The sequence below is a fragment of the Amycolatopsis sp. VC5-11 genome, from assembly GCF_037034185.1.
In the GTDB taxonomy this organism is placed as follows: domain Bacteria; phylum Actinomycetota; class Actinomycetes; order Mycobacteriales; family Pseudonocardiaceae; genus Amycolatopsis; species Amycolatopsis nivea.
Genome location: NZ_JBAGKF010000007.1, coordinates 320,150 through 334,116, shown reverse-complemented (window position 1 = coordinate 334,116; position 13,967 = coordinate 320,150). Strand labels below are relative to the sequence as shown.

General features: G+C 70.9%; 14 protein-coding genes. 9 read left to right on the top strand and 5 right to left on the bottom strand.

Translation table 11 applies throughout. The annotated features are described in order from the left end of the window. The first annotated feature begins 24 nt into the window (after window positions 1-24). The 3 genes from WA670_RS23220 to WA670_RS23210 are packed head-to-tail and all read left to right on the top strand — an operon-like array spanning window position 25 to window position 3,199. Window positions 25-1,002, top strand: a complete 978-nt coding sequence (locus WA670_RS23220; protein WP_238606580.1) for an alpha/beta hydrolase — start codon at window positions 25-27, stop codon at window positions 1,000-1,002. Continuing rightward, the gene (locus WA670_RS23215) at window positions 999-1,973 is read left to right on the top strand and encodes an alpha/beta hydrolase (protein ID WP_238606581.1); all 975 of its coding nucleotides are present in this window, start codon (window positions 999-1,001) and stop codon (window positions 1,971-1,973) included. The genes WA670_RS23220 and WA670_RS23215 overlap by 4 nt, the downstream gene beginning before the upstream one ends. Further along, window positions 1,970-3,199, top strand: coding sequence for a multidrug effflux MFS transporter (locus tag WA670_RS23210; protein WP_078870225.1), 1,230 nt, complete (start codon window positions 1,970-1,972; stop codon window positions 3,197-3,199). The genes WA670_RS23215 and WA670_RS23210 overlap by 4 nt, the downstream gene beginning before the upstream one ends. On the opposite strand, the gene WA670_RS23205 is transcribed toward WA670_RS23210, so the two are convergent. Next, window positions 3,191-3,688 (bottom strand): GNAT family N-acetyltransferase, encoded by a 498-nt coding sequence (locus WA670_RS23205; RefSeq protein WP_037806426.1) that lies wholly within the window; start codon window positions 3,686-3,688, stop codon window positions 3,191-3,193. The genes WA670_RS23210 and WA670_RS23205 overlap by 9 nt on opposite strands. Continuing rightward, the gene (locus WA670_RS23200) at window positions 3,685-4,239 is read right to left on the bottom strand and encodes a hypothetical protein (protein WP_158714393.1); all 555 of its coding nucleotides are present in this window, start codon (window positions 4,237-4,239) and stop codon (window positions 3,685-3,687) included. Before WA670_RS23200 ends, WA670_RS23205 begins: the two co-directional genes overlap by 4 nt. Before the next feature lie 193 nt (window positions 4,240-4,432). Here WA670_RS23200 and WA670_RS23195 point away from each other — a divergent pair, with 193 nt between their 5' ends. From WA670_RS23195 to WA670_RS23180, 4 genes are all read left to right on the top strand, one after another. Beyond that, window positions 4,433-5,350 (top strand): AurF N-oxygenase family protein, encoded by a 918-nt coding sequence (locus tag WA670_RS23195; protein WP_037806429.1) that lies wholly within the window; start codon window positions 4,433-4,435, stop codon window positions 5,348-5,350. A 1-nt stretch (window position 5,351) separates the two neighbouring features. Further along, the gene (locus WA670_RS23190; protein ID WP_336158815.1) at window positions 5,352-6,854 is read left to right on the top strand and encodes an FAD-dependent oxidoreductase; all 1,503 of its coding nucleotides are present in this window, start codon (window positions 5,352-5,354) and stop codon (window positions 6,852-6,854) included. A gap of 123 nt (window positions 6,855-6,977) precedes the next feature. Further along, complete coding sequence (locus WA670_RS23185; protein WP_336158814.1) at window positions 6,978-7,679, top strand: GntR family transcriptional regulator; 702 nt, start codon at window positions 6,978-6,980, stop codon at window positions 7,677-7,679. Then, entirely contained in the window at window positions 7,672-8,490 is an 819-nt protein-coding gene (locus WA670_RS23180; protein ID WP_336158813.1) for an arginase family protein, read from the top strand. Before WA670_RS23185 ends, WA670_RS23180 begins: the two co-directional genes overlap by 8 nt. On the opposite strand, the gene WA670_RS23175 is transcribed toward WA670_RS23180, so the two are convergent. Together WA670_RS23175 and WA670_RS23170 are read right to left on the bottom strand one after the other, a co-directional pair. Then, window positions 8,471-9,094, bottom strand: a complete 624-nt coding sequence (locus tag WA670_RS23175; RefSeq protein WP_336158812.1) for a hypothetical protein — start codon at window positions 9,092-9,094, stop codon at window positions 8,471-8,473. The two genes, WA670_RS23180 and WA670_RS23175, sit on opposite strands and share 20 nt — an antisense overlap. A 50-nt stretch (window positions 9,095-9,144) precedes the next feature. Then, window positions 9,145-9,987 carry a lysozyme gene (locus WA670_RS23170; protein WP_051728577.1) on the bottom strand — a complete coding sequence of 281 codons (843 nt, stop codon included), beginning with the start codon at window positions 9,985-9,987 and terminating at the stop codon, window positions 9,145-9,147. A gap of 230 nt (window positions 9,988-10,217) precedes the next feature. Here WA670_RS23170 and WA670_RS23165 point away from each other — a divergent pair, with 230 nt between their 5' ends. Then, window positions 10,218-12,032: a hypothetical protein gene (locus WA670_RS23165; RefSeq protein WP_037806431.1), complete on the top strand. Its 1,815-nt coding sequence runs from the start codon at window positions 10,218-10,220 to the stop codon at window positions 12,030-12,032. Window positions 12,033-12,118: 86 nt separating this feature from the next. On the opposite strand, the gene WA670_RS23160 is transcribed toward WA670_RS23165, so the two are convergent. Beyond that, entirely contained in the window at window positions 12,119-12,961 is an 843-nt protein-coding gene (locus WA670_RS23160; RefSeq protein WP_336158811.1) for an oxidoreductase, read from the bottom strand. A gap of 97 nt (window positions 12,962-13,058) precedes the next feature. Between WA670_RS23160 and WA670_RS23155 the strand changes: the two genes are divergently transcribed. Then, a complete protein-coding gene (locus WA670_RS23155) occupies window positions 13,059-13,955 on the top strand; it encodes a LysR family transcriptional regulator (RefSeq protein ID WP_336158810.1) in 897 nt (298 codons plus the stop codon). The last annotated feature ends 12 nt before the right edge of the window (window positions 13,956-13,967 follow it).

The window sequence follows — 13,967 nt, the reverse complement described above, 5'->3', positions numbered from 1 at the left end:
CCCGCCCTCGCCGAGGAGACTGCCTTGACCTATCCCCCCGTCCCGTTCGACCCGGAGATCGAGCCCGCGCTCGCCGAGATCGTCCCGGCCGACGCGCCGCCGTTCACCCCAGAGACGATCCCCGGCCTGCGCCGCGCGATGGCCGAGATGTTCCCGCCCGCCGCGGAAGTAGTCGGCGACGCCCCGGTGACCGTCGTCGAGCAGACCATTCCCGGCCCGGACGGCGCGCCGGACCTGGAAATCACCATTCTGTCCCCGCATCAGAGCGACGGCGCGCTTCCCGTCCTCTACAACATCCACGGCGGCGGCATGATGGTCGGCCACCGCAACATGGACGTCGGCCGGTTGCTGGCACTGGTGCTGGAATTGAACGTCGTCGCGGTGAACGTCGAGTACCGGCTCGCCCCCGAACACCCGCACCCCGCGCCGGTCGAGGACTGCTACGCCGGTCTGGTGTGGACAGTCGAGCACGCCGACGAGCTCGGCATCGACCCGTCGCGCGTCGTGGTGATGGGCGGCAGCGCGGGCGGCGGTCTAGCCGCGGCGGTCTCGCTGCTCGCGCGCGACCGGAAGGGCCCCGCCATCGCGGGCCAGCTGCTGCTGTGCCCGATGATCGACGACCGCAACACCACCGTCGCGAGCCAGCAGTACCCCGGCTTGGGCACGTGGACGAGGGAATCCAACCTCGCCGGCTGGCAGTCGCTGCTGGGCGACGCGGTCGGCACCGACGACGTCTCCCCCTACGCCGCCCCGGCCCGCGCGACCGACCTGTCCGGGCTGCCCCCGGCGTTCATCGAGGTCGGCAGCGCGGAACCGTTCCGCGACGAGGACACCGAGTACGCGCTGCGCATCTGGGCGACCGGCGGACAGGCCGAACTGCACGTGTGGGCGGGCGCCTTCCACGGGTTCGACATGTACGTCCCGGATTGGCCGATCAGCAAGGCCGCTCTCGAAACCCGGAACTCGTGGCTGCGCCGGATCTTCGGGAAGGCCGGGAAATGAGCGTCCCTCCGGTGCCCTACGACCCGGAACTGGAGCCCGGTCTCGCCGCGTTCCTCGATCTGGTCGAGAGGATCCCGCTGCGCGCGGACACGATCCTGGCCAACCGCGCGCATTTCGCGACGATCATCCCGCCCGCCGAGCAGATCGTCGGCGACCGCCCGGTCGAGCTGACCGAGCACACCGTTCCCGGCCCCGAGGGCGCGCCGGACATCGTGCTCACCGTCGTCCGTCCCGCCCCGGGCGTCGTCAACGCACCCGCCCTGTACAGCATCCACGGCGGCGGAATGGTGCTGGGCAACCGATTCTTCGGTCTCGACGGCCTGATCGACGACGTCCTGCGGTTCGGCGCGGTCGGCATCTCGGTGGAATACCGGCTGGCTCCGGAAAACCCGGCACCCGCCGCCGTCGAGGACTGCTACGCCGGTCTCTTGTGGACAGTCGAGCACGCCGACGAACTCGGCATCGACCCGTCGCGCATCGTCGTCACCGGTGCCAGCGCGGGCGGCGGCCTGGCGGCGGGCGTCGCCCTGCTGGCGCGGGACCGCAACGGCCCGGCCATTGCCGGACAGCTGCTGGCGTGCCCGATGCTCGACGACCGCAATGAGTCCGTGTCCACCCGGCAGTACAACGGAATCGGCGCCTGGGACCGCAACAACAACGACACCGGCTGGGACGCACTGCTCGGCCCGGCGCGCGGCACCGACGCAGCTTCCCCGTACGCGGTCCCGGCCCGGATGACCGATCTGTCCGGTCTCCCGCCCGCGTACCTGGACGTCGGCGCCGCGGAGATCTTCCGCGACGAGACGACCGAGTACGCGCTGCGGATCTGGGCTACCGGAGGGCAGGCGGAACTGCACGTCTGGGCGGGCGGCTACCACGGCTTCGCCGGTTTCTCCCCGGACGCGGAAGTCTCCCGCTCCGCGGTCGCGACCCGGCTTTCGTGGCTGCGCCGGATCCTGCGTGCCGGATGAAGCCGCTCCACACCGAAGCGAGCCTGGTCGACGCGGTGTTGCCGAAAAAACGGCCAGGCGCGCTCCGGATGGCCGTCGTGCTGGGGTTGCTGGAGGTCTTCGGCCCGATCTCCATGGACCTTTACCTGCCGGCACTCCCTCAGCTCGCCGACGATCTCCAGGCCGGGCAGAGCCTCGCGCAGGCGACCATGTCGGTGTGCATGCTCGGTCTCGCCTTCGGCCAGCTGGTCGTGGGCCCGCTGAGCGACCGGTTCGGCAGGCGGCGTCCGCTGCTGGCCGGGATCGGGTTGTTCACCGTGCTGTCGGTGGTGTGCGCGTTCGCGCCGTCGATCGAGGTGCTGCTCGCGGCGAGGTTCCTCCAAGGGCTGTGCGGTTCGGCCGGAATCGTGCTTTCGCTGGCCGTCGCGCGGGATCTCGCCGAGGGCGTCGAACTGGTGCGGCTGCTGGCGTTGCTGACCACCGTCGGGGCGCTGGCGCCGATCGTCGCTCCGGTGATCGGCGGCCAGCTGGCGGCTGTCATCGGATGGCGCGGCATCTTCGGCGTCCTGGCCGGGATCGGGGCGGCGCTGCTGCTCGTCGCCGCGACCGCGCTGCCGGAGAGCCTGCCGCCGGACGCACGACATCCGCGCAAGGGCCGCGGCGAGTTCCGGATCCTGCTGAAAGACCCGCTGTTCTTGGGTTTCCTGCTGGTGAGCACCTGCGGCGGAGCAGCGTTCTTCACCTATCTGGCGTCGATCAGTTTCGTGCTGCAGGACGGATTCTCGTTGTCGCCGCAGCTGTTCAGCGCGTGTTTCGCGGCGAACGCGGTGATGTCGGTGCTCGGCGCACAGGTGAACCGCGCAGCGGTGCGGCGGGCGGGACCGGTCCGGATGTACGTGCTGGGCACGACCTTCACCGCGGCGGCGGCCGTGGCGATGCTGGGCGCGGTGGTGTTCGGGGCCGGGCTGGCGGCGTTGCTGATCCCGTTGGCGCTGCTGATGTTCGCGGGCGGGACCACGCAGGCGAACGGCAACGCGCTCGCCCTCGCCGACCACGGCCGGCGGGCCGGGACCGCGGCGGCGCTGCTCGGGACGTCGTCGTTCGCGGTCGGGCCGATCGTCGCGCCGCTGGTGTCGCTGGGCGGCACGACGCCGTTGTCGATGAGCCTGACCATGACGGTGGCGTACGGCGTCGCGACCGTTCTGCTGTGGCTGGCGGTACTGCCGCGGCTGCGTCGATCAGCCTGACTCGAACACGAGCTGGCCGTCCTCCTCCCCGACCGCCCGGAAGCCCGCCTTCTCAAGCACCCGGCAGCTGGCCGCGTTGCCGGGCAGCACGTACGCCCGCAGCTCGGGTGCAAGAGCGGGCTCCGGGTGGTCCTCGTGCCACTGCCGCAGCGCCCGCGTCAGCTCGGTGGCCAGCCCCGCGCCCCACGCCGCGCGGGCCAGCAGGTAGCCGACTTCCCGGTGCCCGCTGCGATGGGCGAGGCCGAACCCGGCCCGGCCGAGAAAGCCCGATGCGCCTTCGACCCGCCACTTCGACCAGCCGCGCGCCCGGTGTTCGGCGATGAACCGCTCCAGCCGTTCCCGGGTCGCCTCGCGGGTCTGCGGGCCGCTCGTCATGTGCTGCATGACCTGGCGGTCGGCGTGCAGCGCGGCGAGATCGTCCACATCCTCGGGCAACCAGGTGGTCAGGCGCAGCCGAGCCGTGCGGAGGATTTCTTCCCGGCCGGTCACCAGCCGGGGTGGTACGGCATCGGCGGGGTTTTCGGCAGCAGCCCCGCGCCGGTCGCCCGGTGTGCCGCCAGCACGAGCGCGGCGACCGGGACGATCAGCCACAGGAACCCGCTCGGGAAGGTCATCTGCAGGGTCGGCGGCGCGCTCTTCCGGACGAAGCTGGAACCGAGGCCGACGATCATGAAGACGACGATGTCCAGCACCGCGAGGCTGCTGCCGACGAGCACGCAGACCCGGCCCGCCGGGGAACGCTTGAACAGCCCGATCGCGCCGGCGACGCTCAGTGCCGCGATCGCCAGGTCCGCGGCGCCGACGATGCCGCTGGAAAACAGCCTGCTCGAGGAGGGATGGCCGACCATCCGGAGCACCGCCACGACGAAGCCGATCGTGCCCACCAGTCCGATGACCGAGGCCAAGGTCGCCGCGGCGACCGCAGTAGCCCCGAAGTACGCGGTCGGCGGCGGCTGCTGTGGCGGGAGCTGCGCGCCGTAAGCGGGCGGCAGCGGCGAGTACGGCTGCGGCTCCATGCCGGGATAAGGCCCTGGGGTCACGACGGCGGTTCCTCCGAGGTCAGGAAGACATTTTCGGCTCATCCTGCCAGGTCAGCGGCCTTTCCCCGGCCCGATTGCCCGAACGGGCGACACGCGGTTCGCCGGTGCCTCTCGCGATACGGCCAGATAGGTGTTACCTTAGGTAACAGTGAATCGCGGTAACGCCTAACCAATGTCGCTCAGGGAGGACCGAATGACCAGCGCAGACGTGCAACGAGCACCGGAAGCAGCCCCGTCCGGCCGGCACGAGACCGCGCAGCGGCTGCTCGACTCCTCCGCGACCCTGTCGTACGACCCGGCCACCGAGGTCGACTGGGAAACCCCGCTGGACAAGGACTTCCACGGGGCCAGCCCGGAGTGGAGCACGCTCTACGGCACGAGCTACTGGGCCGAGATGACCCCGGAGCAGCAGAAGGAGCTGACCCGCCAGGAGGCGGCGTCGGTCGCGAGCACCGGGATCTGGTTCGAGATGATCCTGCAGCAGATGGTGCTGCGCGACTTCTACGCCAAGGACCCGACCGACCCGGCGTTCCAGTGGGCGCTCACCGAGATCGCCGACGAATGCCGCCACTCGATCATGTTCGCCCGCGGCGCGCAGAAGCTCGGCGCTCCCCCGTACCGGCCGCGCAAGCTCGCCGTCGAACTGGGCCGCGTCTTCAAGGCGGTCGCCAGCGGCGAAGCGGCGTACGCGGCGATCCTGGTCGCCGAAGAGGTCCTCGACGTGATGCAGCGCGACTGGATGCGCGACGAGCGCGTGGTCCCGTTCGTGCGCACCATCAACAACATCCACGTCGTGGAAGAGTCGCGGCACATGAAGTTCGCCCGCGAGGAGACGCGCGAGCAACTGGAGGGCGCGGGAGCCGTGCGCCGTCAGATCAACGCGCTGGTCATCGCGATCGCGTCGTACTTCATCGTCAGCAGCATGGTCAACCGCGACGTGTACAAGAACGCCGGGCTGGACGCCGAGCGCGCGCTGCGCGAGGCGAAGAACAACGAGCACCACAAGTCGATGATGCGCTCGAGCTGTGCCGGGCTGATGGAGTTCCTCGGCTCGTGCGGGCTGCTCACGAAGCCGGCGCTGGTGTTCTACAAGCGGGCGAATCTGATCTGACATGGCCTTCGCGATCACCCAGACCTGCTGCAACGACGCGACGTGCGTGTCGGTCTGCCCGGTCAACTGCATCCACCCGACGCCGGACGAGCCGGACTTCGGCACCACCGAGATGCTCTACGTCGACCCGGCCACATGCATCGACTGCGGCGCGTGCGCCGACGCGTGCCCGGTCGACGCGATCTTCCCGGTGGACCTGCTGACCGATTCGATGAAGGTCTACGCGGGGATCAACGCGGACTTCTTCGCCGACCGCCCGCCGGTCGCCGCGAACCCGGCGCCGAACTTCCACCGCTGGGGCCCGCCGACGTTCGACCGGGAGATCCCGAGCGACCTCGAGCCCGCGGACGTGGCCGTCGTCGGCACCGGCCCGGCCGGGATGTACGCGGTGGAAGACCTGTTGCTGCACACCAACGCGCGCGTCACGCTGATCGACCGGCTGCCGGTCGCGGGCGGTCTCGTGCGCTTCGGGGTCGCCCCGGACCACCCGGACACCAAGCGGATCGGCGAGACGTTCTCCCGGTTCCACGACCACCCGCGGCTGAAGCTGAAGCTCGGCGTCGAGGTCGGCCGTCACGTGACGGCGGACGAGCTGGCCGAGCGGCACGACGCGGTGATCTACGCAGTCGGCGCTTCTTCCGCGCGCGCCCTCGGCCTGTCCGGCGAGGACCTGCCCGGCAGCCTCGCCGCGACGACGGTCGTCGCCTGGTACAACGGCCACCCGGACGTCCCAGCGCACGCGGTCGACCTTTCCGCGGAGCGGGTCGTGCTGATCGGCACCGGCAACGTCGCGCTCGACGTGGCCCGGATCCTCACCGCCGACCCGGACGATCTCGACGGCACGACCATCGCCCCGCACGCGCTGGAACGGTTGCGCTCCAGCAAGGTCCGCGAGGTAGTGCTGCTCGCCCGGCGCGGCCCGGAAGACGCCGCGTACACCTCGCCCGAGCTGATCGCGTTGGCGCAGCGGGAGAACGTGCCGCTCGTCGTCGACACCGAAGACCCACGCACCGCGGCGGCGATCGACGCGGGCACCGGAAAAGCCGCGCTGCTGAAGGACTTAGCGCGCGAAACCGTCGACTGGACCGCCCCTCCCGCGGACGGTCCGCGCCGGATCGTGCTGCGCTTCCACTCGGCCCCGGTCGAGATCACCGGCGACCGGCAGGTGCGCGGACTGCGCGTCGAGGGACCTTCGGGACCGGTCGAGATCGCTGCTGGTCAGGTGGTGCGCGCCGTGGGCTATCGCGGCCGCCCGGTGCCGGGTCTCCCGTTCGACGACGCCACCGGCACGATCCCGAACACCGCGGGCCGCGTCGAGGGCCGAACCGGTACGTACGTGGTCGGCTGGATCAAGCGCGGCCCGTCGGGCGGAATCGGCGCGAACCGCACGTGCGCGAAGGAAACCGTGGCGACGCTGCTGGCGGACATCACCTCCGGCGAGGTTCCGCTGCGGGGCCGCCGGTCGCCGATCGCCGCGTTGGCGGCGCGGTTCAGGGGTCGCTGAGAAGGTTCATCCGGAAGTCCCGGTCGCGGTTCGCGGCCGGGACTTTTCGTATGCGTCGAGCCTTGCCCGATTGTCGGACAATCTGGCAATCTGGTGCGCACACCGAGGCGGGCAGGGGGACTGATGACGATCGAGGGCCTGGGTGCGAACATCCAGCGGCGCAGCACCGCCGAGCAGGCGGCCGAAGCCGTCCGGCAGGCGATCCTGTCCCTTCGGCTGCCGCCAGGCACTCCGCTGCGCGAGGCCGCGCTCGCCGCCGAACTCGGGGTCTCCCGCAGCACCCTCCGCGAGGCCGCGCGGACTCTCGAAAGCGAGGGACTGGTCCGGTACCGGATGAACCGCGGCATCGTCGTCGCGGACGTCACCGGTCCGGACGTCGCCGACATCTACGCCGCCCGCACGTCCGTCGAACTCACCGCGGCCGACGCCCTCACCGAGCACCGCGACCCGGAGATCTACCGGCAGCTGGCCGACCTGGTCACCCGGATCGAGCAAGCCTTCGACCACGACGACACCGCCACCGCGCTCGACAGCGACCGGCTCTTCCACGCCACCCTCGTCACCGCCACCGGCAGTCCCCGGCTGTGCCGCTTCCACGCGCAGCTCCAGCAAGAACAACGCCTCGCCCTCGCACTGGCCGAACGCTCGCGCCGCGAACTCGGCCGCGTCACCGACGACCACCGCCAGTTGCTGGACGCCCTGCACGGCACCCGGAGCGAAGCCAGAGCCGAAATCACCGCACATCTGCAAGCAGGCGCCGCCGAATTGGGGCGGTTGCTCGACTTGCTCGCCCACCACGACGAAAGCGAGAAACCTCGTGGCTGACCCCGACGGCCTGTGGGACCTGATCGTCACGCCCTGGCACCTCGACCAGCACCTCCCGGACTTCCCCGTGCCCGCCTCCGCGACCCAGGTCGTCCCGCCGGTCCTGCCCGCGGAGCCCGTCCCCGCCCGGATGAACCTGCTGCACCAGGCGACGGCCGACGCGGTGGCCCGGACCGCCAAGCCGTTGGTGCTCTCCGGCGACTGCCCCACGAGCCGCGCCGCGGTGGCCGCGCTGCAGCGACGCCACCACGACCTCGCCGTCCTGTGGCTCGACGCGCACGGCGACTTCAACACCCCCGAGATCTCCACCAGCGGTTACATCGGCGGCATGGCACTGGCGATGCTCACCGGCCGCACCGAGGGCCTGTTCGACGACCCGCTCGGCCTGCGCCCCGTCCCCGACACCAGTGTCGTGCTCGCCGACGCCCGCGACCTCGACCCCGCCGAACGCGACGCGCTCACCGCCAGCCGCGTCCGCCGCGTGCCCGCCGACCCCGCCGCCATCACCACCGCACTCGCCGAGCTAGGCCCGGTTCCCGTCTACCTCCACCTCGACATCGACGTCATCGACGGCGCCGAACTCCGCGGCGCACGCTTCCCGTCCGGTCCCGGCCCTTCCCTCGCCCGGATCGAAGAATGCCTCGCCGCTGCGTACGCGTCCGCCGACGTCGCTGGCGCTTACCTCGCCTGCGCCTGGCTTCCGGAGCACGTCAACGACCAGCGCACCCGCGAGACCATCTCCCGGCTCACTGCTGCGCTCGGCGCCAACGTCGCCTGGCACGAAGCCGCCATCACTCCGTCTTCTGCCTAGCCGCCAGCGTCTCCTCCACCTCCGGCACCCAGAAACTCAGCTCCAGCGTCTTCACACTCGCCCAATACGACAGCAACCTCCCCTGCGCGACCAACGCCGGAAACGCCGCCGCGAACAGGACCGCCGCGCACGCCGCGAACACCGGATGCGGCCCGACGATCAGCTCGACCACCGCGGCAACGAACCCGAACGCCATCGCCGGGCTGGAATTGCGCAGCATCAGCCCGGCGGTGCGCAGCCGGGTCGCCTCCAGGGCCGCGTCGGCGTCGTGCAGTTGCAGGGCCGAAAGCAGCAGGAACGGATCCGCCTCGACGAACGCTTGGCCGCGCGCGGAAGGGTTGCGGCGCAGGAACTCCTCGCGCGGGTTCCGCTTCCGCCGCCGCGGCAGCCACCGCCCGGCCCGCGCGCCGAGCGGGTACGCCAGGTATCCGAGCAGGTAGCTGGCCACCGCGATCCCGATCACCAGCACCACGCCCGGGCCGTGCGAGACGGCGGCGAGGTCGATCCAGTGCAGCCGTCCGGCGAGGTAGGCCAGGACCACCAGGTGCAGGGCGCCCGGGATCGCGTAGGTGAAGAGGTCGAAGAGTCCGATCGCGAAAGTCACCCGGTGATCCAACACCGGCCGCACCCCCGCCGGTACGGCTTTTCAGGCGATCACGCCGACGAACCGCCTCCCCTGGCGAGCGCCTGCACGCGGTTCATCGGGCCGTTGTAGTAGTTCTGGTCGCCGGGCAGGCTGCCGGTGCGCGAGAACTGCCAGATGCTCTGCTTGTCCCAGCCCGCCGGGAGTTCGCCGATCTGCGGGGCGTACCGGGCGAGCCACAGCGGGTTGGTGTCGCCGAACCCGCCCGCGTTGCCGGTGCAGAGCTTCCACCACGACGTCGAGGTGTAGATGATCGCGCTGCGGCGCTGTTTCGCCAGGTACCGGTGGGTGAAGTCGGCGATCCACGCGGTCATGTCCGCCTGGCTCTTGCCGTAGCAGGCGTCGCCGTAGGGGTTGTATTCGATGTCCAGCGCGCCCGGCAACGTAGTGCCGTCGCCGCGCCACGCGCCGCCGTGGGCGATGAAGTAGTCGGCTTGCTGTGCGCCGCTGGAGACGTCCGGGCGGGCGAAGTGGTACGCGCCGCGGATCAGGCCCGCGTTGTGCGCGCCGTGGTATTGCTGGTCGAACTGCGGGCTGACGAACCCGGTGCCCTCGGTCGCCTTGACGTAGGCGAACCGCGCGCCCGCGCCCGCGGCCTGGCCCCAGTCGACCGCGCCCTGGTGCCCGCTCACGTCGTGGCCGAGGGTCTGCCCGGTCGCCGGGTCGAACCGCGGGCTCCCGCTTTGCACGCCCTCGTGCCGCAGAATTTGTGAACCGGCAACGTTCTCGCCGGCCTTCGAGTAGTCCGCGGCGGCGGCCGGTCCGGCAGTCGCGACGCCGCACGCCAGCGCCACGACCGACACGACGGCGGCCAAGCCGAGCCGCCAGGGGTTGTCCGTTGCTGTCCGGGTCACCGAGACTCCGATCTTCACGGCGGCAGGTCCACGGCCCATCGTGGGGCACAACGCGGCGCGAGGCTGGCTGCGTCACCCGGACGTGAACGAGTTTCCGATAGCCGGAATCCCGCCAGTGGTCCAGACAACTGTGACCGAGTTGTGACCGGCGGTGCCGAGCTGGGCGTTTAATTTGTTGTGGCCGACCACAAACTGGTTGGCAATTTCCCTACCGGCGGAGGTGTCCCCACGTGAACCGGACTCATCGACCACCCGGGCGGCCGTCCCGATCCCGCGGACCAGCACTGATCGCGCTGGCGCTGCTCGCCGCGGCCGGGATCGCCGTCCCCGCCGCCGCGGCCCCAGCGTCCGGGCAGGCGGGCTGCACCGGCCAGTCCGATCAGCCGGACTTCGGGCCGAACGTGCACATTTTCGACCCGGGAATGCCCTCCGCGACCATCCAGGCCCAGCTGGACAAGGACTTCGAGGCGCAGAAGGACACCCAGACCGCGCAGTTCGGCTCGGGCCGCGTCGCGCACCTGTTCAAGCCGGGCGCCTACGCGGTGCACGACAACGTCGGCTTCTACACCTCCGTCGCCGGGCTCGGCCAGAACCCGGACGACGTCCAGATCAACGGCGACATCACCGTGGACGCCTTCAACGAGTCCGACCAGGGCTCCGCGCTGCAGAACTTCTGGCGTTCGGCGGAGAACATGGCCGTCACGCCTTCCAGCGGCAGCGACCGGTGGGCGGTGTCGCAGGCCGCGCCGTTCCGCCGGATGGACATCAAGGGCGGGCTGCAGCTGTTCCCGGCCAGCTACGGGTACGCGAGCGGCGGCTACGTCGCCGACACCCGCGTGTCCGGGCAGGCCGCGTCGGTGTCGCAACAGCAGTGGTACACGCGGGATTCGGCGCTGGGCAGCTGGGACGGCGGCGTGTGGAACATGGTCTTCTCCGGGACCACCGGCGCGCCCGCCAATTCGTTCCCGAACCCGCCGGAAACGACGCTCGACACCACGCCGGTCTCGCGCGACGTGCCGTACCTGTACGTGGACAACGGCGGCAACTACCGCGTCTTCCTGCCGTCCCTGCGCACGAACGCGTCCGGGCCGAGCTGGGCGAACGGCGGCACGCCCGGCGATTCCGTCCCGATGAGCCAGTTCCGCGTCGTGAAGCCCGGCGACACCGCGGAGAGCATCAACAGCTCCCTCGACGCCGGCTGCAACCTGTTCTTCACCCCCGGCGCGTACCACCTCGACCAGACGCTGAACGTGACCCGCCCGGGCACGACGGTGCTCGGCATCGGTTACCCGACGCTGGTCCCGGACAACGGCGTCGACGCGATGCACGTGTCCGATGTGGACGGTGTGCGGGTGAAGGGCCTGCTGTTCGACGCGGGCACGCAGAATTCGCAGGCGCTGCTGACCGTCGGCGAAAGCGGGAAGCACACGAGCCACGCGGCGAATCCGACGTCGCTGCAGGACGTGTTCTTCCGCGTCGGCGGCGATCTGGCAGGCAAGGCGACCAACAGTCTCGTGGTGAACAGCGACAACACCATCGTCGACCATGTCTGGGCGTGGCGCGCCGACCACGGCAACAGCGGCACGGTCGGCTGGACCACGAACACCGCCGACACCGGAGTGCTCGTCAACGGCGACAACGTGACCGCGACCGGGCTGTTCGTGGAGCATTACCAGAAGTTCCAGGTGGTGTGGAACGGCCAGAACGGAAAGACGATCTTCTTCCAGAACGAAATGCCTTACGACGTCCCGGATCAGGCCTCGTGGAACTCCGCGCCCGGCACCGCCGGGTACGCCGCGTACAAGGTCGGCCCGGACGTGACGTCGCACGAGGCGTGGGGCTTGGGCAGTTACTGCTTCTTCGACACCAACCCGGCGGTTTCGAGCTATCACGCGTTCGAGGTGCCGCAGAACGGCGGGGTGAAGCTGCACAGCCTGCTCACGGTGTCGCTGAACCACCGCGGCACGATCACCCACGTCGTGAACGACACGGGCGACGTGACCCCGGACGGCACCAAGCCGGTCAACGTCCCGAATTATCCGTGACTCGACCGGGTCCCTGCGTCCGTGAAGGGCTCCTTGCGGGAATCTGATTCCCCCAAGGAGTCCTTCACGGACCGAAACCCCGCGTCTCAGTCCAGCGCGGTGGCTCGGCTGGCCTTCTCCCAGGAGTCGAGATCCTGAGTCAGCGCACCGATTTTGCCGCGGATCGCGTCCACCGCATCGCCGCCGAGCGCGAGCCGCAGCGGCGCGTCGGGCGCGTCCACCGCCTGCAAGATCGCTGCTGCCGCCTTCGCCGGATCACCGGGCTGCGTTCCGTCCATCCCCTCGATCGCGGCTCGGGTGGCGGCGGTCGATTCGGCGTAGGCGTCGATCTTGCGGGAGCGGTGCATCGCGGCGCCGCCGAACAACGTCCGGAACGCGCCCGGCTCCACGATCAGCACCTTGACCCCGAGCGGTTCGACCTCCGCCGCGAGCGCCTCGGACAGGCCCTCCAGGGCGAATTTCGCCGCGCAGTAGGCCCCGAACGCGGGCGGCGCGAGCAGTCCGCCCATCGAACTCATCTGCACGATCGTGCCGCTCCCCTGTTCCCGCAGCAGCGGGACGACGGCCTTGGTCATCGCGACAGCGCCGAAGAACATCACCTCCAGCACCGCGCGCAGTTCGGGCATCGTCAGTTCCTCGACGGCGCCGACCGAACCGTGGCCGGCGTTGTTGACCAGCACGTCGATCCGGCCGAACTCGTCCAGCGCGGTCCGCACGGCGGCGTCGATCCGGGCCGGGTCGGTGACGTCCAGCGCGGCGGTGCGCACCCGGTCCCCGCCCGCCTCGGCGAGGTCGGCGAGCGTCTCCGGGTCGCGTGCGGTCGCGAGAACCCGGTCCCCCGCGGCCAGCGCGGCCTGGGCGAGTTCGCGGCCGAAGCCGCTCGAGCACCCGGTGATCAGCCAGACGCGGCCGTCGGTTTCCTCGGTCATTGAGCAGTCCCTCCAGTGGTTCTTCCGCCTCCGATCGTGGCGTGTGCCTGCCGGGGTCCGCCAACACCGGTTCGCTGGCGGGCTACAGTCTCAGCCTGTGACCCCGGAGCTGCGGCAGCTGCGCTACTTCGTCGCCGTCGCCGAGACGACGAGCTTCACGCGTGCGGCCGCGGCTCTGCACATCGCGCAGCAGTCGCTGTCGCAGCAGATTTCCGTGCTGGAACGCCAGCTCGGCGCGCAGCTCTTCGACCGCGACGCCCGCGGCACCCGGCTCACCCCGGTCGGCGAACTGTTCCTGCCCGAAGCGCGCGCGGTGCTCGCCCGTGCCGACGCCGCGGTGGCGACGGTCGCTCGCGCGGTCCGCGGCGAGATCGGCGCGCTGCGGCTGGGTTTCCTTGCCAGTACGGCGAATTACCTGCTCCCGCCGGTCGTGCGCGCGGTGCGGGAGCAGCTTCCGGAGCTGACCGTCACGACCGCGGAAGTCTCGATCGCGGAGCTCGTCGACGGGGTCTTCGACGGCCGCTTCGACGCCGGTTTCACTCGTCCGCCGCTGGTCGACGGTCTGGCGACGCACGTCCTGCTGACCGAGCAGGTCTGCGCGGTCCTGCCCTCGGGCCATCGCCTGGCCGACCGTCCGACGCTGCGCCTGGCCGACCTCGCGGACGAGCCGTGGGTGCTGACGCCGCGCGCGTCGTGGGGCCCCTGGCACCGCAAGTACGACGCCGATTTCGCCGCGGCCGGATTCACTCCGGACGTCGTGCAGCGCACCGCGACCGTGCAGGGCCTGCTGGGGCTGGTCGCGGCCGGGGTCGGCGTGACGCGGCTGGCGGGCTCAGCGCACAGCCTGCGCCGCACCGGGGTGGTGTTCGTGCCGCTGGAGGGCGAAACCGCGCACACGGTCGTGGTGTGGCGCGCGGACGGCCCGCGCCCGGCCGCGCTGCTGGACGTGGCGACCCGGCTGGCCGAGACGACGGATCTTTCCGGCGCGGGCTGATCCCGCGCCGGA

Excerpts from the sequence above, each read along its gene's own strand:
- WA670_RS23215 (WP_238606581.1), top strand. The coding sequence starts at position 999 with ATGAGCGTCCCTCCGGTGCCCTACGACCCGGAACTGGAGCCCGGTCTC.
- WA670_RS23160 (WP_336158811.1), bottom strand. The coding sequence starts at position 12,961 with ATGACCGAGGAAACCGACGGCCGCGTCTGGCTGATCACCGGGTGCTCG.
- WA670_RS23190 (WP_336158815.1), top strand. The coding sequence starts at position 5,352 with ATGGCCTTCGCGATCACCCAGACCTGCTGCAACGACGCGACGTGCGTG.
- WA670_RS23210 (WP_078870225.1), top strand. The coding sequence starts at position 1,970 with ATGAAGCCGCTCCACACCGAAGCGAGCCTGGTCGACGCGGTGTTGCCG.
- WA670_RS23185 (WP_336158814.1), top strand. The coding sequence starts at position 6,978 with ATGACGATCGAGGGCCTGGGTGCGAACATCCAGCGGCGCAGCACCGCC.
- WA670_RS23195 (WP_037806429.1), top strand. The coding sequence starts at position 4,433 with ATGACCAGCGCAGACGTGCAACGAGCACCGGAAGCAGCCCCGTCCGGC.